Genomic DNA, 24,576 nt, shown 5'->3' on the forward strand with positions numbered 1-24,576 from the left:
CAGATAATCCTTAATAATCTTTCTGTCCAAATCCCTATTAATTTTTTAGAAATAAAGCAGCATTCCCTATCCCTCCACGGCAGCTGACGATTATCTGTTATATCTAACTCAAAGGTGTATTCTCCTTTTGAGTCAGAATTGACCGTTAAATTTCCTATTAAGCTGAAACCGTAATAAAACGGAAAAATTTGAGGTTTGAAAAATGGGTGTGCCATATATCTAAGCACTGTCTTTATTTTTTCCTTTGGCTTTGTTAAATTTCCTTATTGATTTTGGTTTAAAGAAAGGAACGCGATAAAACCGTGCCTTTTTTGTTCGTTCTTCAAATAACGCCCTCGTTAACACAATAAGAAAAATACAAGGTCCATCTTAGTTTCTTATATTATGTAGTTGAACAAGAAATTTTGGCTTATTAATAAATTATTATGATTTTTTGTATCATCATTAGTTTTGAATAAAATTAATTATTTCTACTAAGTCTCCTGCGGATGAAGCAGCGAAATCTAGTTGGGTCTGTTTGGTGCATAAATCATTTAAAATTTGCCTAAACGATAAAAGTTTTACCCCTTTTGAAGCAATGTAATCAAGTTCCCTTGGGTCCTTAACATTTCCATGTACAAAAAGGTAACGCCAGTTATCGTCAGGATTTAGTTGATTCCTTAGCTGCTGTTTTTTTTGAGCTGTAAATTTATTGGCTACCCATTGTTTGGCGCATGTTGCAATTTGTAGCTCGGTTCTCAATTTTGCACTAGTATTTGTCTTTACTCCTAATTCTGTCATAAGTTCATTAGTCAGTTTACTTATATAGCCTACTGGCCGAATGCTGACTTGCACTTCACAATGCACACAATCCCATCCATACTGCCCAAGATTTTTTATTGCCAGAATGTCAATTTCATCGATCTTATCTTTTATTCCTCTTATGGTGAAATAACCATTACGATTAAACCATTCCTCCACCAACGTTTCAGCTTGAAGTGCCACAAGACTTCCCCCTTATCTGACCTTATTCATACTTTATTTTAACTATATAAGTTGAATTTATCTTTTACAATCGAATGCACAATCGATCAATCACTTTTCTAGGTGAGTCATTTAACTCACGAATAAAGGCTTGCACATTTCTTCGAATCTCTTTAACAGAGGAATAAAAAAGGTTATTAATCACGTCTGATTTGATCCATTTCCATAATCCTTCAATGAGATTTAACTCAGGACTGTAAGGTGGTAAAAAGACCAATTCTAAACGATGTTGGTGGTTATGCAAAAAAGGTTCAATCAGCTTCGCATGATGAATACGGGCATTATCTAACACTATGACAATTTTCCCAGTCGGATAGTGTTTCAATACCTTTTGAAGAAAACGAAGAAACGCTTCGGCATCGTATCTTTCTTCTTCTACACAAAGCACATCTCCCGTTTCATAATTAAGTGTACCGATGAGTTTGACACCCTGGTGCTTTCCGTAAGTGGGAATGATTCGTTGCTTGCCTTTTAAAAACCATGTGTATTGAAGAGCTTGGTAATCTCGAATCATCGACTCATCTTGAAAGAGAAGATGGTCAATCTCCTCATTTAAGAGTTTTTTTATAGGCAGGAAACGTCTCTTCCACAAACTCTTTTTGTTTTAACGGGTCAGCTTTTGCCAGCGTATAAGTCGGTTTGGTATAACTAAGGCCTAAATCGTGTAAAAATCGAGAGACACCCCGAAGAGTATACGGTTGGTTCCATTCTTTCTCGATAAACGAAGCAATGATCTTTAGAGTCCAATTATACTTAGCTGGGAAGCCAACATCCACGGGAAGTTTGGTCGCGATCACTTGAGCCAATTCCTGTTCTTGTTCGGGTGTTAATTTGCGTGGCGCTCCAGGTGATTGTCCCATGGTTAAGCCATCTAGTCCCTTTTCTTCGTAGGCATTCACATAGTTATAGATGGTTTTTTCGGAACGCCCAATCATGGTTGTGATTTCTTTTTTAGAGTAGCCTTGTAAGTAAAAGTAAATCGCTTGATAACGTTCATACATTCGTTTATCTTTGGTCGTTTTCATCGCTGTAAGCAAGGTTGCGATTTCATGTTGACGTGAATGGGTCATCTAGTTCCTCTCCGTTCATTGGTAAGTGTTACCCTTATACTTCAACAGAGAGTGATTGTAATCCTTTAATTCAACTTATATATTAACCATAATCTAGTATATAATATAAAATTTCCTAAAAGGGAACTACTTGGGCATTTACATTATTCATAACAATTATCTCTTTCCTATTAAACAAATCTGCAAGATAGTTTAATAAGAAAAATTGAACTATCTTGCATAAAAATAAAAAACTATACAATATTTCTAATTTTTAATAATACATAGGTTGTTATAAACATACTGTCAATAACTCCATAAGGTAATTGCCATAAACATTCATTAGAAGCAGCAAGGTTTTTAACACTATCAGTAAAGAAATTATTTGTTATAAATAATCAAAATTCATTTTAACAAATTCCCGAAAAATCCATTTTAAATTCTTTAAATAACCAAATAATGAACGATATAGAAGATATGGAGAAATACTGGGTATTTAGAATTAATCACAATGTATAAGAAGCTCTTTTTATAAGATGAGCGCATTTGTTTAATTCTAAAAGTTTATAAATGTTATGCAGAAAAAGGTTGGAGATGGCATGAGTATTTCAATAAAAGAGTTTAATCAGTTAAAAGAAGAAAATAAAATGTTAAAAAAACAGATTAGCAAATTAAATAAAAGAGTAGAGAAATCTGTTAATAAGACAGAAATAGAGTATCTGTTAAATGTTCTAATTCCAGATGTAGAGGAAGAGTATGAATTAAATTATGAGGTTTTTATTGATCTTTGCTGTCCATACTTAGATTTTAAAGGGCTAATTAAAGTAATAACATCATTATTAAAAACAAATAGAAATGATTTAGCCTTCTTGTTTTCTCAAAAGTACATTTCTGAGAATTACATAAAAGATAATGAAATAAAGAAAGAAGAATTTCAACAGCTATTAAACGAATTTATTAGAGTGATTTTATCACAAGTAAATGTTCAGGGTAATCATTTAAAGCTTTTTTTTGAAATTATTTCTTTCAAAAGAGATCCGGCTTTTGTACCTGTTTATCAAGCTATTTTCAATAAATATACACACCAACTTACTAAATTTTGTTTTGCTGAACACACAGATTTTTGGCTATTAAAACTACTTTATAATGTTTGGAGTACAGATATTAAGTTGCTATCACAGTACTTTGAATTTTTAAATGGTCATTGGGATTTAATATATAACTGGATTTCTGAAGAGAGCCTTTTTATATGGGAGATTTTAGTGGAAGCTTCAGGAAATAACGTTTTTAAAGGAAAATTGGCTAAGAAAAGAGAGGATTATGATTATAAAATAAATGGGTTAAAGTTAAATGAAATACCTTATAAAGATAACGTTAATGATTATAAATCTAAATTTGATAATGATTTTACAAATGAATGGAGAACTGTTAGTGATTTAAGAAGTTATGGATATGAAGTAACTAATAAAACAGATGAGCAAAGAAGAGCAGCCTTAAATAAAGCACTAAAACATATGCCCGTTTCAAAGATTGTTAGCCATATTCAATGGCTCTTAAAAAATTCATATAGGAAACATAGACTTAGGGGGGACTATAGTAAATCAATTATTGCCTACGAGACTGATCTAGATTATTTGAAAAGTTATTTTAGTAGTTAAATGAGAGTGAAGGAGGGGCTTCAATCTGTTACAGGTTAAGATTCGTAATAGTCCTTCTTTATTAACATATTGAAGAAGGGAAGGTCGAACTTAATTTAACTTAAATTGAAAAGTTTAGGCTCAGACTACTAGGTAATATTCAATAGATAACATTCAACATTTTGAAATTAGAGATGAAGAACTATGGGGGAAAATTGGATTATAAAAATGACGGGATAACGTATGTTTTCTCAAAAAACTAGTTCAGATTATAAAAAGAGAGGAAAGAAACACAAAAACAGCTCAATATCTAACTAATTTAATGCTAGAGGGCAAATATGAAGAAATGGATTTTGTAATAAATAACCATAGAGGAAATAATAGTACTTTAAGAATCGTTAAACAACCTCAATATTCTGGGGAATTACCTAAAGAAAGAAAAGTCTATAAAGTAGAGAAAAGGGATAATAAAGAAAAAAGATCGATCAAGAATTTACATGGTCTAGATTTTCGCTATGCTGACCAATTTCGGTATGAGCATTACCCTAACTTTGGAAGTAAGAGACCCAAAAATGAATTACTAGGTGGTACAGGATCAAATATGTATCGTAAAAGATAACAGTATTCGAAACATAAAAAATAGTACCAGATAAAGAGCAACAAAAAAGAACTTAATTTTAAGTTTTTATGGCCGTGATTTGCCCGTAAGTATTAGGAGTTTGTTCCTTCATACTACCTATTACATGCGTTGCTTCAAATAAAGTCTTATCTTTGTTTATATTATAATAATGAGGTATAGATCAATGGATAATAACGGTAAATTATTACAACAAATTACAAGATTTGTTTCTAATAATCAGTTACTTGAAAGAATGGAAGCAAAGCTTAATGATTTTAACCCTTTTAAAGTTCTAAAGATTACACATCATGAAATACGTCATTCTAATATATTGGCATGGCTTTTGAATCCAAAAGAAAGTCACTTCTTTGGAGATTATTTTCTTAAAAAAATTATTAGTGAAATTCTCTGTGGAGACATAGTAAAAAGTAATCATAGTTTGCAGATTACAGATATTTTAGTTAATGATTTTAGTGATGCTGAGGTATATCGTGAGTGGAGAAATATAGATTTAGTTATATTTTCAAAGAAGAATGATTTAGTCATACTGATAGAGAATAAAGTGTATGCTGGACTCTCGAAAAATCAACTTGAAAAGTATCTAAACATAATTAAAGAGACTTATCCTTCTGTTAAACATATAATCCCTGTTTTTTTGACTATCGAAGGAGAAGATGCACCAAATGATGAGTATTATGGTTTGAGTCATTTCCAAATACTAGATGTACTAAAATTGGTGTTGGAAATATATAAAGATCGTTTAAGTACAAGAATTTACGACTTTATTTATTATTACATACAAACTCTGGAGGAACTTACAATGCAGGATGAACAATTAATTACTTTATGTAGGGATATATATAAACAACATAAAGACGCTATTGATGCAATTGTTAAATACGGTATGCTGTCAAATTCAAAGTTACATGAAATAATTGATGAAATGAAAAATAGTAAACTAAAAAGTATCATTGATAGTTCAAGTGAATCTAAATTTTTTAATAATGACAAAGAAATCTGGTTTATCCCAAGTTCTTTAAGTGAAAAACTCCCAACCCTCATAAGAAAATGGAAATCACCTTATCCAATTACATACTTCTTTGCTAAAGAAGAGAAGAAGTTAAGACTAATACTAGAGGTCGGTCCAATATCTGATAGTAATATACGAATAGAATTACTATCGAAATTAGCTGGACATGATAGTGGTCTTTTTACACCCTCCAAATCAGCTCTTACAAATATTAATGGTTCTTACACAAAAATACGAACTACTTCTGTAAATGTAAATGACTGGGATGATTCGGATCATTTAACAGAACGGATTATACATCTTCTTAATGAATTTAAATATGACCAAGTTTTACACGTATTGGAAAGTTTAGTTCCTAGTTTTGATGGTTTTAAATCTGTGAAAGAGATATGAATAAATGCCTAAAAAATTCCAAACGCTTTCGCAAAAAAATCCAAAATTAGTTTCTGAATGGCATCCGAATAAAAATACACCTATTACACCTAATGATGTTGCAGCTGGTTCTAATAATTTTGCATGGTGGCTTTGTAGTAAAGGGCATGAATGGAAAGCTAGAATTAATTCAAGAAACAGAGGAACCGGATGCCCTATATGTTTTGGTAGGTATCAAGAACCTTTAGCAATTACTCACCCGGATTTATCATTAGAATGGCATTCTTCGATGAGTGGTAAACTCACTCCAAATGATGTGACTGCAGGATCGACAAAAAAGGTATATTGGAAGTGTTCAAGATGTAATTATATATGGCAATCAACAATTTCAAATAGGAAACATGGGAACGGTTGTCCAAAGTGTGCGGGTAAAATAGTAACAAAAGAAAATTCTTTAGCATCTTTAAATCCCAAGGTATTAGAAGAATGGCATCCTATTAGAAATAAAAACCTAACACCAAATGATATACATGCTTATTCGGATAAAAAGGTTTGGTGGTTATGTAAATCTTGTAACTATGAATGGAGAACAACTCCAAATCATCGAACAAGTAGAAAAACAGGGTGCCCAAAATGCAATGAAAAGTATAATGTTTCTTTTGAAGAACTGGCTTTTGTCTATTTTTTTAAACAAATATTTAATGAGGTTAAGTTAAATTGCGAAATTAAAACTGAGGACAAAGATTTAAAAGTTGATTTATATGTTCCTAAATATAAATTAATTGTAGAGTACGATAGTGTGTACCATCATCGTCGTCGACTCCTAGTTGATACCGAAAAAAGTAACCAGTTAATCAAACATGGCTATATACTCATCAGAATGCGTGAACACGGATTATCAGAAATTTCTTTAAAAGGATTAACTAATATAACCTTCATAAATAAAAATAGAAAAAATCTTCAAATTGCAATAGTGGATTGTTTAAAATATATAAAAAAAGAAATAAACCTTTCGGGGAAAGAGGTAAATAGAATACAAGAAACTATACAAGAAATTAATATTGAAAAGCAGAGATTTAATATTCTTAGTCAGCTACCACCTATAGAGCAAAAGAACAATATAAAAGAGAATAGTGAACTTTTAACAAAACAATTTGATTTAGACAAGAATTTTCCCTTTAAACCTGAAAATTTTACTTTCGGTTCAAGCTTTAAACTTTGGTGGAAATGCGACAAAAATCATAGCTGGGAATCAGCGCCATCTACGAGAAAAAAGGGACATGGCTGCCCTGTCTGTGATGGACAAATAGCCTCCCGCAAAACATCTTTAGGGACAGTAAATAAGGAAATGGCAAATGAGTGGGATTATGATAAAAATAAAGACCTCACTCCATTTGAAATCCTCCCAAACTCTAATAAGAAAATTTGGTGGAAGTGTTTAAAAGGGCATTCTTATAAAGCTGCTCCCAATCATAGAAGTAGGGGTGAAGGTTGTCCATATTGCGTTGGAAAGAAGGTAAACACAGATAACTGCTTGGCTACCGTAAACCCTATTCTTGCCGCTCAATGGCACCCAATTAAAAATGGAGATCTAACACCAGAAAAAATAACGGCTGGGTCGTCAAAGAAAGTATGGTGGATTTGCGAACAAGGACATGAATGGCAAGCCCCTGTTTATAGTAGAAATGGAAGTAAAACTAAAAAGCCGACAGGATGTAAAAAGTGTTACCAACATGGTCGTCAAAGGAAAGAATCTGAATAACCAAACAGCTAATGAAATTCATTTATGAATAAATAAGGTCAAAAGTTAAGTCAATGCCTTCTAATTAGTTTTGGAAAGAGATCAAAGCAATCTCTGAATTTGTATTTCTTTGCATCCTGCCATATAGTTATGAAATAATTTAGACAAGTCATTACTAAAGGAAGAATACATTTAAATAAATTAGACGACGAAAAAATATACAATAGCAATATTTTAAATAATAGTGACTGGACAAAATAAAGCTATTATTAGAACAAATCTTTAGAGAAGGCTCTAAATATATGGTTAATAAAAAAGATATATAGAAAAAATTATGTGCGATTTGATGAATTGTTAATGATAGAAGGAAAATAAGGAACCAGTTGGGAATCTAGACACATCTTTTGTTTAGATTCCTTTTTAATACTAATTTATTAGAAGTACCTATAAATTTTGCTCCTATTTCCTAAATAATCGTCATCTAATACGCTTTTAATTAAAACTATCCAACGGGTTTTCCAAATTTCATTAATTTGATAAAATGGTAAAATTGGAACATTATGTTATATGCGGTTAAGAGGAGTGATTAACATTTCACAATTTCTATGTCATTTTTCATCGGAAACTAAAGATCAATATCTCATACTAGAATTGAATGAGGAAAAAGAACTGATTGAAAAATTACCGGATCACTATAGAAAATGCTATATAACGGATTTTGATTTAGAAGAAAGAGTTAAAAACTTCGGACCGGCAGAGAAAATATTAGAGAAACTTATTCCTGACCCCGGAAAGACAATGTCTGGTGAGTTTGCTGAAATACTTTCTTATCAAATAATAATTGATATGTATAAGGATTTTAATCTATTTGGACCAAAAAAATGGCTTTGGAAAGTAGATCGTAACGAACCAATGAAAAAAACAGATGTAATATTATTTGGGGTTAAAAATGGAGAAGAATCATCACTAGATGATATTGTTGTTTCTTCTGAAATAAAGTCAAAAGCTACTGTAGGAGATTTTCATCCTTTACAGGATGCTATTGATGGTTCTAAAGATGATTATGTCAAACGAATGGCAATTACACTATCATGGTTGGAAGAACAATACATAAGATTAAATGATTTACCTGCTTTAAATTCAATTAAGAGGTTTGTTAATGCAATTGAGCCTAATTATGGACCATTTAAAAAACATTATAAAGCAATAACTGTTATTGATAGTAATATGATTTTTGAAGAATTAGAGCGTGATATAGATTTTTCAGTAAAAGTATTAAAAAAAGAATGGAAAAAAATAAAAAAAGACTGTGAAGAGTTTGGAGCTTCTTATGACAGTGAAACAAGAAAGTTGTCGTTCAGGAATGTTAAAAGGGAAGACATCATTCAAAGTAATTGTAACAACAAAGAATATATTCTTTATCTTCATGATTTATACGACTTTAAGCTAGGTGATTATTCTGACGTAACAATAATATCAATAAAGAATTTAAAAGAACTGTATGAAAAAATCTATAAGAATATAGTAACGTCATATAAGGTGGTTGCAAATGAATAGTGTTCTGATTGATTGGATTAAAGATTCTAACTCTTGGAGAAATGCTAAAGAATTAGATGTCCTAGATAGACAAGAAAAAGAGTATGCATTCTTGAAACGATCAGATGATTATTATATCTCACTATTTAATAAAATATTTAAAGCGTTAACAACAAGTTCCTATACATCGGAAGAAAACCAACAAGAATTATTATTTATTGCAAAAGGTTTAGAAATATACTCAGCTCAAAGTACACGAGGAAATTTTTTTGGAGTAAATTATGCTGAAAATATACTATATGCATCATCTATTTACTACTTAACGGATTATTACACGACATCCGTAATATTAGCAAGAATGTTCGAAACAGAAGATTATGAATCTGAGATCGATCAATTTATTCACGCTTTTCTAATTGTAAATAGAAATTTTAGAAATCCATATATGGATATTTTCAATGCTTTTTTAGAATCAGGAAATCAAATACTATTAATTAATCTCATTAAATTAATTGATGAAAAATTAAAAACCTCGGATCCTTATAAATTTGCTCCACTATTATTAGCAAAAAAATTACTGGAAAAATTTAATGAAAATAATCTGTGGAATAGCTTAATTAGAGCAAATCCAGCTATTAACTGGAAAGATTTTATATTAGATAAGATAGATAATAATTGGGTATTATTCCCATCTCAAGAAGTTGCTTTGAAAAAAGGAATACTTGTCAAAGATAATTCCTTCTCACTCCAAATGCCAACGAGTTCCGGAAAGACTTCATTATGTGAAATTGTTATATATAATGAAATTGTTTATAACAAAAGAAAAGTGCTTTTATTAGCTCCTTATAGAGCCTTAGCGTCTGAATTAAAATATGCATTTACTACAAAATTTAAGAATCTTGGATTAACAGTTAAAACTATATATGGAGGGCATACACCTACAAGAGAAGAAAAAGCAGAAATTGATAATGTTGACTTATTAATATGTACACCAGAGAAGTTTATGGCTATAGAGAATCATATTCCAAATCTTCACAACACATTTTCCACGGTAATTTGTGATGAGGGACATTTACTTGACGATGAACATAGAGGCTTAAATTATGAACTTTTACTAGCAAAATTTAAAAATAGTGATAGTTTACCCGATAAAAAATACATTTACCTTTCAGCAATAATCCCAAATTTAGAAACAATAAATGCTTGGCTGGGAGGAAATGAAGATTCACTTGTTAGATCGAATTATAGACCAACTGACTTGTCATATGGTTTTTTAATTGAACAGGGCAACAATGAAAATAAAGCTTTCGATTTAGAAATATACTCAAAAAAAAATGAACTAATTAATTTCACTATAAACAACATGCTTAGTGTAAAAAAAGACTATAAGTATAAAAATACTTTGACGGGTAGGATAAACACATACAGATATAAAACATTTAAAACAAAGGCTGTTTCAGTCGCTCTGCGTTCGTTAAATAACGGGTCTGTTGCACTATTTACTCCCCAGAAAGGTGATAGTGGTGTTAAAGGATTGGCTGAAGAGTTGATTAACCAAATAAACCTGCTTAATTTTCCTAAGCCTGTAGACTTTTCTAGAAAGGAAGAATTGTTAGATCTAATCGCATATTTTGAACAGGTTTTCGGGCAAGATTATATTTTAACAAAGTCAATTATGAATGGTTTCGTCTTTCATCATGGTGATTTACCACAGTTTGTTCGCGAATTAATAGAAAATTGCTTTAGAGAAAAAATAATATCTTTAATCATTTGTACAAACACACTAGCTGAAGGAGTTAACCTACCAATCAAGACCCTAGTGTTACATACAATTAAAAGATTCAATTACTCATCAGAAAGAATGGAAACAATTAGAAAAAGGGATATAAAAAATATCATTGGGCGAGCTGGCAGGGCTGGTCAAGAAACAGAAGGAATTGTTATCTCAGTAAATCCAAATGAGTATAGTTACATCAAAGAAGTAATATCAGAGGAAGAAATTGAACCGGTTAAGGGGTACCTATATAAAATAATCAATGATATTACTAACGAACTGAAAGAAGAAAGATTATTAATTACAAATGACCTTATTAACCAGCAGGATGAAGAATTTAAAAGGTTAATAGACTCAATTGATAAATCTATAATAGATTCTCTATATGAAGAAACAATCCCTGATAACATTGATAATATACTTCAAAATTTAATCAGTAAAACTTACAGCTACTTCCAATCAGATAACAATAATAAACTAACACTTGAGCATATTTTTAAGTTAAGAGGAGCAGCTCTGAATCCATATTTAAAAAGAAATGAAATTAATACATTAAAAGAAAGTGATACAACTGCACGGATTTATGAAGATATTAAAAGTGCTATCAATATACAGGATGATTTTTGGCAAAGTGTTTCCGTTCCATTTTCTGAAGATTCTTTGGGTTACCTGCTGGATATCATCTTTTCTTTAAGCCATCTACAGTATGATTTTGAACAATTCCATGAAAAAAATGATATTAAGCTTACAAAAGAACTAATAGCAGAGATTATTCAAAACTGGGTTGAAGGCGAATGGTATCAAAAAATCTCGAATCAAACAAAATTTGAAGTTCATGACATTCTAAGGATAATTTTATTTATTAATTCTAATATTTACCCTGTAATATCAAAAATAATCACAATTGTTAAGGGTGAATTACAAAAACATGGAATATCTATTAGTAAAGATCTTGAAGATATAGCTCTCTATCTTCAGCATGGTATTAACAGTCGTGTACACCTTAATCTAATAGAGTTAGGTTTCACTGAAAGAATGAGTACGCTATCTATCGGTGACTGGATTTACAATAATTTTAAAAGTTTAAATTTAAATGATAAAGATATTATTGAAATGGTTATTAAAGAAAATAAAGTAGAAATGATAGAATTCCTTGAGCATACTGTTCCAAACATTTCTTTAAACGCTTTTACATCAAATTTAAAAAACATATAATCTTATAATATGAGAAAACATCTTAAAATTGTAATTTCATTCCAAAATAGTGTGGAAATTACCATTATGACATTCTAATTAATTTGATGGAAATCAATATAGTATTTTGAGTGTGAAAAGTTGTTTATCATGTAAAAAAGAAAATGCTAAATCAAAGTGGTAAACAATTTTGACTTTTGTTATTGTTTCGGTTATTCTCCAATTTTTGTTTTGTAAATAAATACAAGTAATTAATGAATGTTATAGTAAATTCTAATTAGCAGTAACTACTGAAGGGCTAATAATGTGGAATGACTTAAATCATTGGTTGGAATATGCGGTAAAACACGAGCCTATAATTTTCCTGAAGAATTCTTCCTTTAAACCCTTGCAATATGAATTGCAAATTCGAAAGGTCTTTGAAGCACATAATATTCATGAAAATACAGAAGAAATAGCTACATTTGCAAAACCAGATGTGAAAGAGCTTACACCCTATAAGTTATTAAACCCGATTATAATACAACAATATAATGATATTTATAAGAATAACGAATCAATGGCTCTTCGAAGAGCATATTTAGAAAAGTTCTGCTCTTTCATTTATTTTATATCAGTAGTGGCTGAGTTTAATAAAGAAGAGCAAATAGAAATAGACAAATTTGTTGATAAAGATGAGGAAGGAAGTATTAAAAGTAATTGTAAAGTTAATTGTTACGGGGATTCAGTTTTAATAGAAAAGATTGTCTATGTCGGAAAAACTATGGATTTAAATAAGAGATTCGCAGGCGGTCATAAAGCTACTCAGTGTTTAAATGACCCAAAGTGGAACATATGTAAGGAGAAACGTATTTATGTTGCAACAGTAGAATTAAACGAGTCAACCGGACTTGCTACCCAAGCGTTACCTTTGGAAGCTTTGCAACCAGCAGAACTTATTGATGACATCCTTTCTTTTCTTGAATCTTTAATGATAGTTTATTTTAAAACTCAGGAATATTATAATTCATCAAGTACAAAACTTAAAAAGCCAGCTAATTTCACTAATTGGCCAAATATAATATGTGAAAAAATAAACGTCAATTTTGGTTTAGATAACTTGAAATCTCCAGTATTTGAAGATGGTTTTGAATTGGAAACGGATAAAGGTGGTAATTATGTGATTAAGAAGCTTTAATATTACTCAGGGGCTTTAACAACCTTATATTTATTTACTGTCAAGAAGTGAGGCAGAAAAAGAGTGCGAAAATAGCCATTATCGCACTCTTTTTTTAATAAGGTATAATAACTTCAAGGGAGAATTATCTATCATAGAAAAATCCACATGATTATTGGTAATAGTTCCAAAATGAAGAAATCACCTCCTGTTAGGTCTTAGCGTAGTGGATGAATTGTATTTGTTCTTACCAATAATTAGGATTTAGGGAAAATGCATATGCTTTCTTACGAAGAAGAAATTAAGATAAAAGGTAAAATTGAAATTATCAAAAACTTAATTAAATTGCGTGTTTCATTTGAAATAATTAAAGAAGCAGCAAACATAGCTGAAAGTATTCTTACAAAAGTAATTGAAGAATGTAAAGAAGACTAACTCCTTATGTCGTCCGTTTAACCGCTTATACAAGGTGCTTTTTAAATAGTTGTTAATAAAGAAATGACCTAGTAACGATATATTTAAATGAAAGGGAGTTTTTTTATGATTTCAGGATTAGAGCAAAGTCTTACTAAAATTCGAGACAATACAATAGCTGTTATAAGAATGCTACTAACTGGGAAGTCTGTCGAAGAAATTGCAACAACACTAGAGCTGCCTTTGAAAGAGATAAAAGAAATAAAAGAGAAATTTGAGTCAGGACGATGAGGTGTTTCAATTGAATGAAACGTTTAAACAAATCGAGGAAAATATCCAAAAGCGCACGATGATCGATCTGATTACTAAATTTATCAGTGAAAAGAAAAAAGATGTTCCAGAACAGTTAGAGGTATTACGTGATATAGAATCATTTGTTAAACACAATCCTTCATTAGACGCACTAGATCAAGTATATCAACAAATGATGATTAAAGGAAAAACATTTGAAACTGTATGTAATCAACGGTTGTAAAATACTCAATAACAACGGTTTTAAATTCCCCAAAAATAACAGATAATCGTTTCGAAACAAACATCAAAGATGGAGTTGAAGAAACGATGCTGAAGATTGGGGAGTTTTTTATGATTAGAGAATTATTTCAGAAAGGGTGGACGAAAACAGCCATTGCAGAAGCAACAGGCTTCGATCGTAAAACAATCAGCAAATATCTAAAAAGCAATCAGTTGCCGAAACGCAAGGAAACTGATAAGCATAAAGAGAGTAAGCTGGAACCTTATAAGCCCTACATCCTTCAACGAGTTAAAGAAGGAACAACCAACTGTGTTGTACTGTTAGAGGAGATTCAAGCGATGGGTTACGAGGGAAAGATGACGATTCTAAGAGATTTTGTTCGTCCTCTTCGTCAACAACCAAAGAAACAGGCAACCTTACGGTTCGAAACACCACCAGGGAAACAAGCACAAATGGATTGGGCGTACGTAGGAAAATACTTAGTCAATGGCAAACTACAAGACATTTATGCATTTGTCATGATCTTAGGCTATTCTCGAATGAAGTATGTAGAGTTTACGGCCAACATGAATCTCGAAACTTTAATGAAGTGTCATATGAATGCTTTCTCTTATTTTAACGGGATACCAGAACAAATTCTCTACGACAATATGAAGACCGTTGTTATCAAGCATAGTCCTATAGAAATCCGTTTTAACCGCAAGTTTGAGGATTTCTTAGCCTACTATGGGATTGTACCAAAAGCATGTCGCCCTAAGCGTCCACAGACAAAAGGAAAAGTAGAGAGAACCATTAAGTATTTGAAAGACAACTTCTTTCAGCGAAAACATGAACCAACTTTATATGCATTGAATGAAGATGTACGTATATGGTTGGATCAAATAGCTAACAAGAAAATCAATCAGACTACTAATGAGTCACCCTTTCAACGATTTGAGCAGGAACAGAAGTTCCTGCAGGTATGGGAAGTGAAGCCTCTATTTCCCACTTCACATTGGGAGACCAGAGAAGTCAGTCGGGACTGTGTGGTGTCGTATCGCGGAAAAAAGTATTCAGTTCCTTACCGTTACGCTGGTCAAATGGTCAAAGTTAAAGAAACACTCGACCACCATCTAGAGATTTACGATGAACAGGAATGCATCGCAAAACATCCAGTTCTCACCGGCAAAGCAACTACTCATATTCGAATGGAACATTATGATGGGTTACATACAAAAGAAAAAGGGCAGAAAGCGAAGAGCGTTGAAGGTTTGGCGACCGACGGTCTTCACTCTCATACCCCATCTCCAAGTGTAGAAAAACGTCCTCTCGCTGCTTACGCAGCACTGGAAGAAGGTGAATCTGTATGATAAACGAACTCTTATTAGAACGTTTAAAGAAGCTCGGCTGGCATTATACAGCCAACCAACTTGATAGCTTACTAGAAGACGCTTCTAAGGATAATGTATCATATTCTGAGTTTCTTCACACTATCGTTTTACATGAAACGGAGCAGCAGGATTCTGATCAACTAGAAAAGCGAATGAAACGGGCAAAGCTCCCTTACACTAAAACGATTCATGATTTTGATTTTACGTTTCAGCCGAGCTTAAGTGAGAAAAGAGTCAAAGAAACTCTGACATGTCGTTTTATCGCCAATGGTGAAAATCGCATTTTATTAGGTCCTCCAGGCGTAGGAAAAACTCACTTAGCCATCTCTTTTGTGGTTGAAGCTATTACACAAGGATATACAGCATTATTTTTGTCAGCTGATGACTTAGTAACCCAGTGCCGCAAGGCCCATGATAAAGGGACACTCCAACAACTCGTAAACCGTTGGAGTCGTCCAGATGTATTGGTTGTGGATGAAGTTGGTTATTTTCCTTTTGATGAACTAACAGCCAATGTTTTCTTCCAAGTCGTTTCAAAGCGATATGAACAAGGAGCGATGATTTTAACATCCAATAAATCGTATCTTGAATGGGGAAAGGTTTTTGGTGACGATGTATTAGCAACGGCCATTTTGGATCGTCTCTTACACCACGCGATTACCTTCAACATTAAGGGTGATTCCTACCGTTTAAGAGAAAAGAAAAAAGCAGGAATTTATCCTGCCCAAGTAACCACTTAACCGTTCATAATGGGGAATTTCATTTCGTTGAAACTGAGGAAAACTAAATCGTTGTTGACACTGTACAAAAATTCATTAAAAATATTCTTCGTTGAAAATGGCTTCTCTTTACTATATTAGCTGTTTCGTCTTTCACCGTCATTAAAAAAGGAGGGAATACATATGGATTTGATAGAGAATTCATTATAATCTCTCCCTTCTCTAAATTAAGATGTTTTTATTATGCATTTGGATCTGCTTAACAAGAATAAATTAAATTTCATTGGTTATTTCGGCATAGCACAAGAGAAAATAAATTAGCTGGATGCATTATTGGTTGAATTATCTGATTATTATTATTATTATTATGTGAAACTTTTGATTTTTTGAGGAAAGGAAAAAATATGAGAGATACAAGACGAATCAAGCGGATTTTAACATTATTGGAGAAAATATGGGAACATCAGCCTGATGTTCGATTTAACCAACTGGTCTCAAATTTACAAAATCTCTATTCTCAACAAAACAGCAACTATGGAAGAAGGAAAGTATTCAAACAAGATGGTTACAATTATGCTGAATCGAGTTACCTTGACTTGTTTTATCTTGAAGATGATAATTGGGAGAAGTTTTTAGAGAACTTTTGGTTAAACATGGAGTTAGAAATTCAGAAGAATATTGAAGAAATAACTCCAGCAATCATCAACGAGGTTATTGACTTGTTTTGTGAGGCTGGTATCGAACCTGAAAGTCTAACTAATCAGTTTAAAGAAGGTATTAAATCATTTCTTATTAAAGAAAGTAAATTGCTTAATGTTGAAGCAATTTTAAAAATAATAAAAAACTTTTCACATGAAAGCCGGCGAGAACTATTTGAAAAAATTCAAAAACTTTATTGACCACTTTTAGTAAATTGCAAAAATAATAATATTTTCATTTATGAAAATCAGTGGCAGGGAACAAAAGTATAAAATGTATAGGACTAATCTTTAAATATATATAAGTACTATTAGGTATCGAATATAAAAGACTGTATCGATAATTACTAAGTAATCATTGATACAGCTATATTTTGCAATTAAAAAATGTCGTTTATGGCAGCATATTTTCCGCCGCCAATTCTATTGGCGGCGGACAGACTACCTACAAAATAGAAAGAAACCACTTTGCTCTAAAGGTTAAAGTGATTTCTTTAAATAATTACTAAAAAGTATGTTTTTTGTTCAGTCTTCAAAAGGTTTCCCGTATATTGCCTTACGTTTGTATACAACTTCACCGATTTTCTCTTTTCCATTTACCATAGCAATTGCCTTTACACTCGCAACAGGCACACCAATCTTATATGCCTCCTTGTCGGAAAGCTTTTTTAATTTACTTGTATCAATAAATCTGGTCAATTAGAAACACCTCCCAAAAGAGAAGTTATTATTTTCTCATCGCGGTAGCCGGATTACATCGGAGCGATTTGGGACCAGTATACAGCTAACGAACACAAATGGGAACTTTGGGATGAAATGTCGCTCCTTCTATAAAATAAAGAAAGAGATCGATTGCTTTTGCGTTTATTGTATAGTTGCGACTTAAATCATTTTGTAGAACAGAACTGTTACCATATAAAAGTGTTGAAGATTTGAAAAAGATTATGGAAAATAAACTAATTAATAAAAAACAATAAGAAGTTAACACTCGTCTAAATCTTTACTTGAAAGCAGGCCTCACTTATCATCAGCATGCTTTCTAACGTTATATATTATTAAGCTTTATCATATTATCTAATTCTGTAAAAACTATCCATCCTTGTAGCATCAATATAAATAAATGGTTAGAAAAGGAGTCTTCAAATTTTAATATTCTATTAATATCACCCCATCCGTTTAAGACCGTTTTGCAGATTTCATCTTCCGTGAAACTATTTATCTTCTTTTTATCTATAAGATAGTAGCAGGCCAAAAGAATCCAAACTTCATTCTCATCAATTTTACTTTCTGCATATTCAATGAAAATACGCTCATTGGCTTTAAAATAATCTTTTGGATTCCTCGACAAAGTGTCAATCTGTACTTTTCTTTCAATTAGCTCTGTAACAAAATGTGTGTATTCAATAAATTTAACCGATTGATCAAATGGATAAGCAGGTATGTTTACGTATCGTTCTGGAAAAATCTCTCGATTATAAGCATTCCTCACTTCATTCATATTCTAATCCAACTCGAACCGTTGTATATTACCTTTCGTATACACCTGTTTAGCATTCGATTCTCCCCGCTTCTTTTCGTTCTCGAAATTTAAAACATCGTATTTTGTGCAATCCTTTTTCTCGTTAAAATTTAAATGTAAATCACATACAATATAGCCACGAGCCTCCAGAATAGAAGTTAACTCTTGTATTAATTGCGAATTGAATTGGCTATATTCATTATTTTCTTCCGTAGCATTTTCATCAGTCACTGTATAAACGTTTATACCAACTGTGCCAAAGGATTTCACTTTGTTCTTCATTCAGGTACACCCAAAAGATCTTTTGTCTCCCTTATGCTCAATATAAACGAAGCACCATCTACCAATGCTTGCTTATAAATTAATTGGCTATGAATATCAATTAATTTAAAAAACGCTAATTTCAATTGGTCACAATTATTTATATCAATTTCTAATCTAACGAGGTTCTTATTAAGTTCGTTATAAAAGCTTTTCATGATTTTATTATCCTGACTTAGTAAGATTTCAACTTGATTATATGTAAAATCTTCTAGAGCAGAATCAGAATCCATCAACCTTAAAAAGTCACCTAATTTATTCCTTTCAATATGTGAAAATATATCTGCCAGTGCTAGTTTGTAAATCAAGTGATATTGAGTGTCCATTAAGTCAAAAATCACGAGTTTTAATTCTTCACGATCTTCTTTTTTTATACCTAATTTCTCGATGCTACAGTCTAACTCTGTACTAAATTCTTGTATTAATGAGTTTTCTTGATTCATCAGGATGTCTTCAATTCGATTAAAAGTAAATTCCTGTAGAGCTGAATTAAGATTCATCAGACAATAACCTCCTCAAAAATAACGATATCGAATATTTTTATTCGATATCGTTATTTTACACTGAGTTTGATTGCTTGTAAAATGAGAAAACGATAAACTAACCATATAACAACATAAGAAGGAATAAAAAGATGATTAATAAGAAAGTCGGAGAATTAATTCGGCACATAAGAAAAAAACATAATGTCTCGATGATAGAGCTAGCAAATTCTATACAAATTTCTCAACCACGATTATCACGTATTGAAAACGGAGAACAGGATATACCGATAAGTGTAATAGAGGCATTTTGTAACCACTTTGATATATCATTAGGTACTTTTATGAAGTTATTAGAGTACAATGACTCAAAGAAACTTCTTATTGACGAGCAACTCAGGCTAATTATAGATACGTTGAATGATGAGCAAAAAAAAGCTATGTACATGTTTATATCTTCATTGCGTAAATGAATTTGTTCATATTACCGTAGCCCCAGTTAATGTTCGGGGCTTTTTTGCATGCGAACTAAATCATATTACCTTTTTATGTAATCTGTAAACTGATATAATTAAATCTAATTATAGAATCCCTAAAAATCGAGATTTATGCACCGTAGCAAGGAGTGATTGAGGCTGAATGATGGAATACTCCGCTGGATTTACAAGCGAGGGATGGTTTCAAAATGAAATGAATACTGTTCTTCAACTTAAATTGGGAGGATTTTCTCGAAATGAAATATTGAAAGAAATTTTAGAGAAAAATTCATTTCAAATGCGAAGCGAGTTAGGGATTAAAAAAAGGTTTCAAATGGTTTATCGTCGCTCTGAAACATTTAATCCAGAATTGGCAAGCTTCTATATAAACGGTTCCCGATTAGACCAAAAATCTCTACTATTATACAGTTTTTTAAAAACTTATCGTTTTCCAAGTGAGTTTTTCATGGAAGTGATTTTGTACAATTATGGTCAGGGTAAAACAAGTATGCAGGGGATTGATATAGATTTCTTTATCGAACGCAAAGAAAACGAATCTGAAAAAGTAGCTGGGTGGCGACCTGAGACAAAGAAAAGGCTGCGCAGCCTCCATTATCATGTTTTTTAGAGAGAGCGGATTAATACAGGAAATAGACCCGGTAACATATGAGGTTACTCCATTACATATGAGTGCAAAGTTAAAAGAATATGCAAATGAGAAGGATAAACTGCTATATATTTTGAGTGAATTAAAGTAGGTGAAAAGATGAGCCAAACTTACGAGCGTCTGAAACAAATGGAAAAAAGAATAGATGAAGAAGGATTTACAACACCAACAGGGATAGGTAGTGAAATCCCACATTATGTTTTTGATTACCCAGCGGAAGATGAATTAACTGTTCGTACATATATTGATGGACTGATGAAAAGAACTTCCCTCAACATTAAAGAGATGCACCTATTTCGCTTTCTTTTGAGTCTCTTTGAAGATGATTTAGAGGAACTCATTGAGATAAGCGAAGAAGGGGGCTATGACGAATTAGTTCATGCACTACAGACTGTACTTGAGGACCAAGATGTGATTGTCGAAGCATTTGTTGAGCAAGCAGAAGAAGCAGAATTAATCTTTATTACAGGAGTCGGCAATGCCCATCCGCTTCTGCGATCCAGTCAGCTACTCAAAAAATTATCAAACCATGCCTTTCGCAAACCGGTTATTTTGTGTTATCCCGGTCACTTTACTGGATTGGAGTTAAGGCTTTTTGGCATCTTGCATAACGAAGATCAATACCAGTTGTCGCGGATTTCATAAAGGGGGGAAAGAAATGCAAGTAAAAGATATATTTAAAAAGGATATATTCCGACCTATTAATGGTGTTGTCCAAGCAGGACAGCTTGACCATGATACGATTAAAAATGAGCTTGAAGAATACGTAATGACCGAAGAAGTGACTGAGTACTTCCAAAAGTTCTATGAAAACTATACAGCTGTCTATAAGCAACCAACAAAAGACATCGGTGTGTGGATTTCAGGATTCTTCGGATCTGGTAAATCTCACTTCTTGAAAATTTTATCCTATCTACTAAATAGCAAGGCCATAGATGGCAGAAAGCCTTATGAGTATTTTATCGAGAAAACCAATGATCAGCAGCTATTGTCTATGATGAGAGAGGTAGACAATAAAGACTCTGATGCGCTTCTTTTCAATATCGATTCCATGTCCGCATCAGGCGCTGCAAACAAGGAGCGCATCGTAGAAGTATTCCTTCGTGTGTTCAACCGGCATTTGGGCTACTCAGATACCCTTTGGCTTGCCGATATGGAACGCCAGCTCGATGAAGAAGGCAAATATGATGAGTTTAAACAAATAGTACAGCGGTTATTTGATACAAATTGGGAAGAATTCCGCTTAAAGGCTGTTATCCGTCGTAAGAAAATTGTCCAAGCTCTTGTAGAGACTGGTTACGACGAAGAAACGGCAAACAGCTTTTTTGAAATCAGCAAAAATACATTCAGTATGACATCAGAAAAGTTATCACAACTAATTGCGGATTATTGCCGCAGTCGTGGGAAAGAATATCGCCTTATCTTCCTAGTAGACGAAGTTGGCCAATATATTGGTACTGATGTTAACTTGATGCTCAACCTGCAGACTGTTGTCGAAGATATCGGGGGAGCGACTATGGGGCAGGCTTGGGTCATTGTTACGTCTCAAGAAAAGATTAAAGCGGTGGCGAACATTCATAGCACAAATGATTTTTCAAAAATCCAAGGCCGATTTGCTACTCGGATTAACTTATCGAGTGCTAATACAGATGAGGTTATTAAGCGCCGTATTTTAGAAAAAACAGATGCAGCCCATAAAACATTAAAGATGACATATGAACCAATTGAACAGCTCGTACGGAATCGGCTATCATTCGATCAGAACTCAACACAACTGCGTTCAGGCTATCGGACAGCAGAAGAGTTCTCTGCTCTTTATCCATTTGTACCGTATCAAGTAGATCTGCTGCAAAAGGTATTCAATAAAATCCGAATTCATGGTGAAGGTGGAACCAGCTTAGCGCACGGAGAACGTTCTTTGTTAAAAGCTTTCCAAGAAGCCGCAAAGCTCAATGCGGATGAACAAATCGGAAATCTAGTTACGTTGGCCGAATTCTTTCCATCCATCCGAAACTTCTTGGAAACATCTATTACTAGAACCATTAGTCGTGCCGAAGACCGAGCTCGTAATGATGAAGGTCTTACAGTAGAGGATATTGCTGTATTGAAGGTGCTTTACCTGATTAAAGGTATTGATGAAATTAAAGCAACACCTAACAATATTGCCATTCTCCTATTAGAGACTATCCATGACGACCAAACAGATCTCCACATTAAAGAGTCGCTAAATCGTTTAGAGCAGGCCATGTTCATTGAAAAACATGCGGATGGTACCTATTCCTTCTTATCTGACGAGGAGCAGGAAATTAATAAAGAAATCCGAAGTGTAGAGGTAAGTCCAGTTAAGGTGAAAGAGCAGCTTGGAGACCTATTCTTTACAAAGATGTATCCAAAAACAAAGTATGACTACAGAAAAGATACACCGCCTTTTGATTTTAATAAGCGATTTGATAACTATGCCAAAGGGAATATGACGCATCCATTAACTTTTCAAGTCTTCTCTGTGGCGATGTCTGACATGGAAGCTGCTTTAAAGGCAAATTCTGGTCAATTGGTCATTTGTCTTGATGAAGAGCTTGTTGCAGAAGCGGAAGCTGCTATTAAGTACTCTGAACAGGTGCAGCGCTATGTAAACTTAAAACGTAACAATAGTACGACACAAGCGCAACATCGCATTTACGATGCAAAGCTCTCAGCTGTTGATGAGTTTGAGCAAAAAGCGGAAGAGTTGCTGAGAAAGGCTTGTGAAAAAGCCCGCTTCTTCGTTCAAGGGCAAGAGCGTATTTTTAAAGGTTCCTTTGAAACACAAACAAATAGTGCCTTTGATATGTTAATTGCCAACACATATAAGTATCTCGATTATGTTGATGAGCCGATTACCTTTAAAACATACAAGGAAAGTTGGAAGCGTCTTGCAGAACATGGGATTGGAAACGACCTTCTGCAAATGACCGGGAACCGTAAGGCGTATGATGAGCTAAAAGACTACTTTGAAGAAGTGGCTCGGATGCATGAAAAACCTTCATTAAAGGCCATTATTGAGAAGTACAATGCTGTGCCATATGGGTGGAGTGAATACGATGTCATCGGTTTGCTATTGGTTCTGATGAACGGGGGAAAGGTAAATCTTCATTCAGGAGAAGACCGCTTGACACCAACAAACGCGCAATTCTATGACAAACTTGCACGTGTTTCTGAAAGAGATAAAATCCGTGTTATACCGGAAATTGAAGTGGATCCAAAGATACGGAGAGAATTTGCCTCTCTCGTACGAGAATTCTTTGGCCGACAGGATATTGGAGAGACGTATCAGGACTTCGCAAATGTCATTGAGGCAGAGTTGAAGGATCGTTTTGAAGAATCGCTTGATATAATTCGTTCGAAGCGTCGGAACGCACGTTCACACGATTATCCGTATCCGGGAGAACGGGAAATTAACTCCCTTTCTATGGGATTACAGAAGCTCCTACAAATTCGTGACGCAGAGCAGATGGTGACCGAGTTTATCAATGCAGAGGATGACATTGACAGTTGGCTTGAAGTAATTGAAAAACTTACCGGCTTTTATAATAAAACCCCAATTGCTGTATTTGATGAGACGGTAAGTATCTTAGAGAAATATCAACGTGATCTGGCTCTTATTCAGAACACAGACGTTCATATGATTAAAAAACAGATTACAGATATTCTAACGAAAGAAGAACCGTATCGTGATATTCCGCGCTTGCCACAGCTAAAGGATCAACTTGAGGAAAAAATTAAGACAGAAGTGAGCGAACAAAAGCGCGCTATCCAAGTACAGGTGCAGCAAGCTGAGAGCAGGCTGGCCGAGCTAAAGGATTACTATCAAAGTATGCCGTCTATTGTGGACTATATTGAAACAGAACACCATACTTTTAATCAAATAAAAGATCGAATTGAAGACGAAATAAGTATCGTAACCATTCGTGCTTTGCTGCAGCAATTGAGTGAACATACAACAAGAATTCAAAGAAGAGCTAAAGAATTGGAAGCGGAGATTGTTACTCCACCAGTTATCGGTCCCGGTCCCGATAAACCACCTGTCATAGTTCGAGAGAAGAAACCTAAAGTGATTAAATCAAACGATTTATACGAGATGTTCTTTAATGGTCGGAGCAAAATTGAGACACAACAAGACTTAGATAATGCGATTGAACAATTGCGTGCGGCATTACTTCGAGAGTTGAAAGACCATACGTTAGAAATTGACTAAACAAAGTTTG

Annotated in this window: 23 protein-coding genes; 17 read left to right on the top strand and 6 right to left on the bottom strand. The window is 33.2% G+C overall.

The genetic code is table 11. The annotated features are described in order from the left end of the window. Positions 1-444 precede the first annotated feature (444 nt). The gene (locus ACXAEO_RS05595; protein WP_474878944.1) at positions 445-984 is read right to left on the bottom strand and encodes a hypothetical protein; all 540 of its coding nucleotides are present in this window, start codon (positions 982-984) and stop codon (positions 445-447) included. A gap of 64 nt (positions 985-1,048) precedes the next feature. After that, positions 1,049-2,093, bottom strand: a protein-coding gene (locus ACXAEO_RS05600) for an IS630 family transposase (protein WP_474878946.1) whose coding sequence is annotated in 2 segments (ribosomal slippage) — positions 1,049-1,594 and positions 1,596-2,093 — 1,044 coding nt in all. Because the reading frame shifts where the segments join, the coding sequence is not laid out codon by codon here. A gap of 578 nt (positions 2,094-2,671) precedes the next feature. Between ACXAEO_RS05600 and ACXAEO_RS05605 the strand changes: the two genes are divergently transcribed. The 13 genes from ACXAEO_RS05605 to ACXAEO_RS05665 all read left to right on the top strand — a co-directional run bounded on the left by ACXAEO_RS05605 (position 2,672) and on the right by ACXAEO_RS05665 (position 17,068). Next, on the top strand, positions 2,672-3,730 hold the full coding sequence (locus tag ACXAEO_RS05605; protein WP_474878949.1) for a hypothetical protein: 1,059 nt from the start codon (positions 2,672-2,674) through the stop codon (positions 3,728-3,730). A gap of 325 nt (positions 3,731-4,055) precedes the next feature. Next, the gene (locus tag ACXAEO_RS05610; protein WP_474878951.1) at positions 4,056-4,328 is read left to right on the top strand and encodes a hypothetical protein; all 273 of its coding nucleotides are present in this window, start codon (positions 4,056-4,058) and stop codon (positions 4,326-4,328) included. Positions 4,329-4,512: 184 nt separating this feature from the next. Then, positions 4,513-5,751, top strand: coding sequence for a PDDEXK-like family protein (locus ACXAEO_RS05615; protein WP_474878953.1), 1,239 nt, complete (start codon positions 4,513-4,515; stop codon positions 5,749-5,751). Between the two features lie 4 nt (positions 5,752-5,755). Then, entirely contained in the window at positions 5,756-7,492 is a 1,737-nt protein-coding gene (locus tag ACXAEO_RS05620) for a zinc-ribbon domain-containing protein (RefSeq protein WP_474878955.1), read from the top strand. A gap of 561 nt (positions 7,493-8,053) precedes the next feature. Next, positions 8,054-9,028 (top strand): Hachiman antiphage defense system protein HamA, encoded by a 975-nt coding sequence (locus ACXAEO_RS05625; protein ID WP_474878958.1) that lies wholly within the window; start codon positions 8,054-8,056, stop codon positions 9,026-9,028. Beyond that, positions 9,021-11,996 (top strand): DEAD/DEAH box helicase, encoded by a 2,976-nt coding sequence (locus ACXAEO_RS05630; protein ID WP_474878961.1) that lies wholly within the window; start codon positions 9,021-9,023, stop codon positions 11,994-11,996. Before ACXAEO_RS05625 ends, ACXAEO_RS05630 begins: the two co-directional genes overlap by 8 nt. Before the next feature lie 283 nt (positions 11,997-12,279). Further along, the gene (locus ACXAEO_RS05635) at positions 12,280-13,152 is read left to right on the top strand and encodes a hypothetical protein (protein WP_474878963.1); all 873 of its coding nucleotides are present in this window, start codon (positions 12,280-12,282) and stop codon (positions 13,150-13,152) included. 252 nt (positions 13,153-13,404) lie between these two features. After that, a complete protein-coding gene (locus tag ACXAEO_RS05640) occupies positions 13,405-13,566 on the top strand; it encodes a hypothetical protein (RefSeq protein ID WP_474878965.1) in 162 nt (53 codons plus the stop codon). Positions 13,567-13,671: 105 nt separating this feature from the next. Continuing rightward, positions 13,672-13,836 carry a hypothetical protein gene (locus ACXAEO_RS05645; RefSeq protein WP_474878967.1) on the top strand — a complete coding sequence of 55 codons (165 nt, stop codon included), beginning with the start codon at positions 13,672-13,674 and terminating at the stop codon, positions 13,834-13,836. 1 nt (position 13,837) lies between these two features. Further along, on the top strand, positions 13,838-14,080 hold the full coding sequence (locus tag ACXAEO_RS05650; protein ID WP_474878971.1) for a hypothetical protein: 243 nt from the start codon (positions 13,838-13,840) through the stop codon (positions 14,078-14,080). Positions 14,081-14,166: 86 nt separating this feature from the next. After that, on the top strand, positions 14,167-15,429 hold the full coding sequence (istA, locus tag ACXAEO_RS05655) for an IS21 family transposase (RefSeq protein ID WP_474878973.1): 1,263 nt from the start codon (positions 14,167-14,169) through the stop codon (positions 15,427-15,429). After that, entirely contained in the window at positions 15,426-16,190 is a 765-nt protein-coding gene (gene istB, locus ACXAEO_RS05660) for an IS21-like element helper ATPase IstB (RefSeq protein ID WP_474878975.1), read from the top strand. The genes istA and istB overlap by 4 nt, the downstream gene beginning before the upstream one ends. 383 nt (positions 16,191-16,573) lie before the next feature. Beyond that, positions 16,574-17,068, top strand: a complete 495-nt coding sequence (locus tag ACXAEO_RS05665; protein WP_474878977.1) for a hypothetical protein — start codon at positions 16,574-16,576, stop codon at positions 17,066-17,068. Between the two features lie 324 nt (positions 17,069-17,392). Here the strand turns inward: ACXAEO_RS05665 and ACXAEO_RS05670 are convergent, their stop codons facing one another. The 4 genes from ACXAEO_RS05670 to ACXAEO_RS05685 form a co-directional block, all read right to left on the bottom strand. Then, complete coding sequence (locus tag ACXAEO_RS05670) at positions 17,393-17,566, bottom strand: hypothetical protein (RefSeq protein ID WP_474878979.1); 174 nt, start codon at positions 17,564-17,566, stop codon at positions 17,393-17,395. 346 nt (positions 17,567-17,912) lie between these two features. Continuing rightward, entirely contained in the window at positions 17,913-18,365 is a 453-nt protein-coding gene (locus tag ACXAEO_RS05675; RefSeq protein ID WP_474878981.1) for a hypothetical protein, read from the bottom strand. A gap of 3 nt (positions 18,366-18,368) precedes the next feature. Further along, positions 18,369-18,668, bottom strand: coding sequence for a hypothetical protein (locus ACXAEO_RS05680; RefSeq protein ID WP_474878984.1), 300 nt, complete (start codon positions 18,666-18,668; stop codon positions 18,369-18,371). Continuing rightward, on the bottom strand, positions 18,665-19,207 hold the full coding sequence (locus ACXAEO_RS05685) for a hypothetical protein (protein ID WP_474878987.1): 543 nt from the start codon (positions 19,205-19,207) through the stop codon (positions 18,665-18,667). Before ACXAEO_RS05685 ends, ACXAEO_RS05680 begins: the two co-directional genes overlap by 4 nt. Before the next feature lie 134 nt (positions 19,208-19,341). Here ACXAEO_RS05685 and ACXAEO_RS05690 point away from each other — a divergent pair, with 134 nt between their 5' ends. The 4 genes from ACXAEO_RS05690 (at position 19,342) to brxC (ending at position 24,566) form a co-directional block, all read left to right on the top strand. Then, the gene (locus ACXAEO_RS05690; protein ID WP_474878990.1) at positions 19,342-19,662 is read left to right on the top strand and encodes a helix-turn-helix domain-containing protein; all 321 of its coding nucleotides are present in this window, start codon (positions 19,342-19,344) and stop codon (positions 19,660-19,662) included. 166 nt (positions 19,663-19,828) lie between these two features. Then, on the top strand, positions 19,829-20,293 hold the full coding sequence (locus tag ACXAEO_RS05695) for a DUF1819 family protein (protein ID WP_474878994.1): 465 nt from the start codon (positions 19,829-19,831) through the stop codon (positions 20,291-20,293). A gap of 138 nt (positions 20,294-20,431) precedes the next feature. Then, entirely contained in the window at positions 20,432-20,977 is a 546-nt protein-coding gene (locus ACXAEO_RS05700) for a BREX protein BrxB domain-containing protein (protein ID WP_474878996.1), read from the top strand. 13 nt (positions 20,978-20,990) lie between these two features. Beyond that, positions 20,991-24,566, top strand: coding sequence for a BREX system P-loop protein BrxC (gene brxC / locus ACXAEO_RS05705; protein WP_474878998.1), 3,576 nt, complete (start codon positions 20,991-20,993; stop codon positions 24,564-24,566). Positions 24,567-24,576: the final 10 nt, after the last annotated feature.

Source organism: Bacillus sp. ABA4_010, assembly GCF_056159105.1.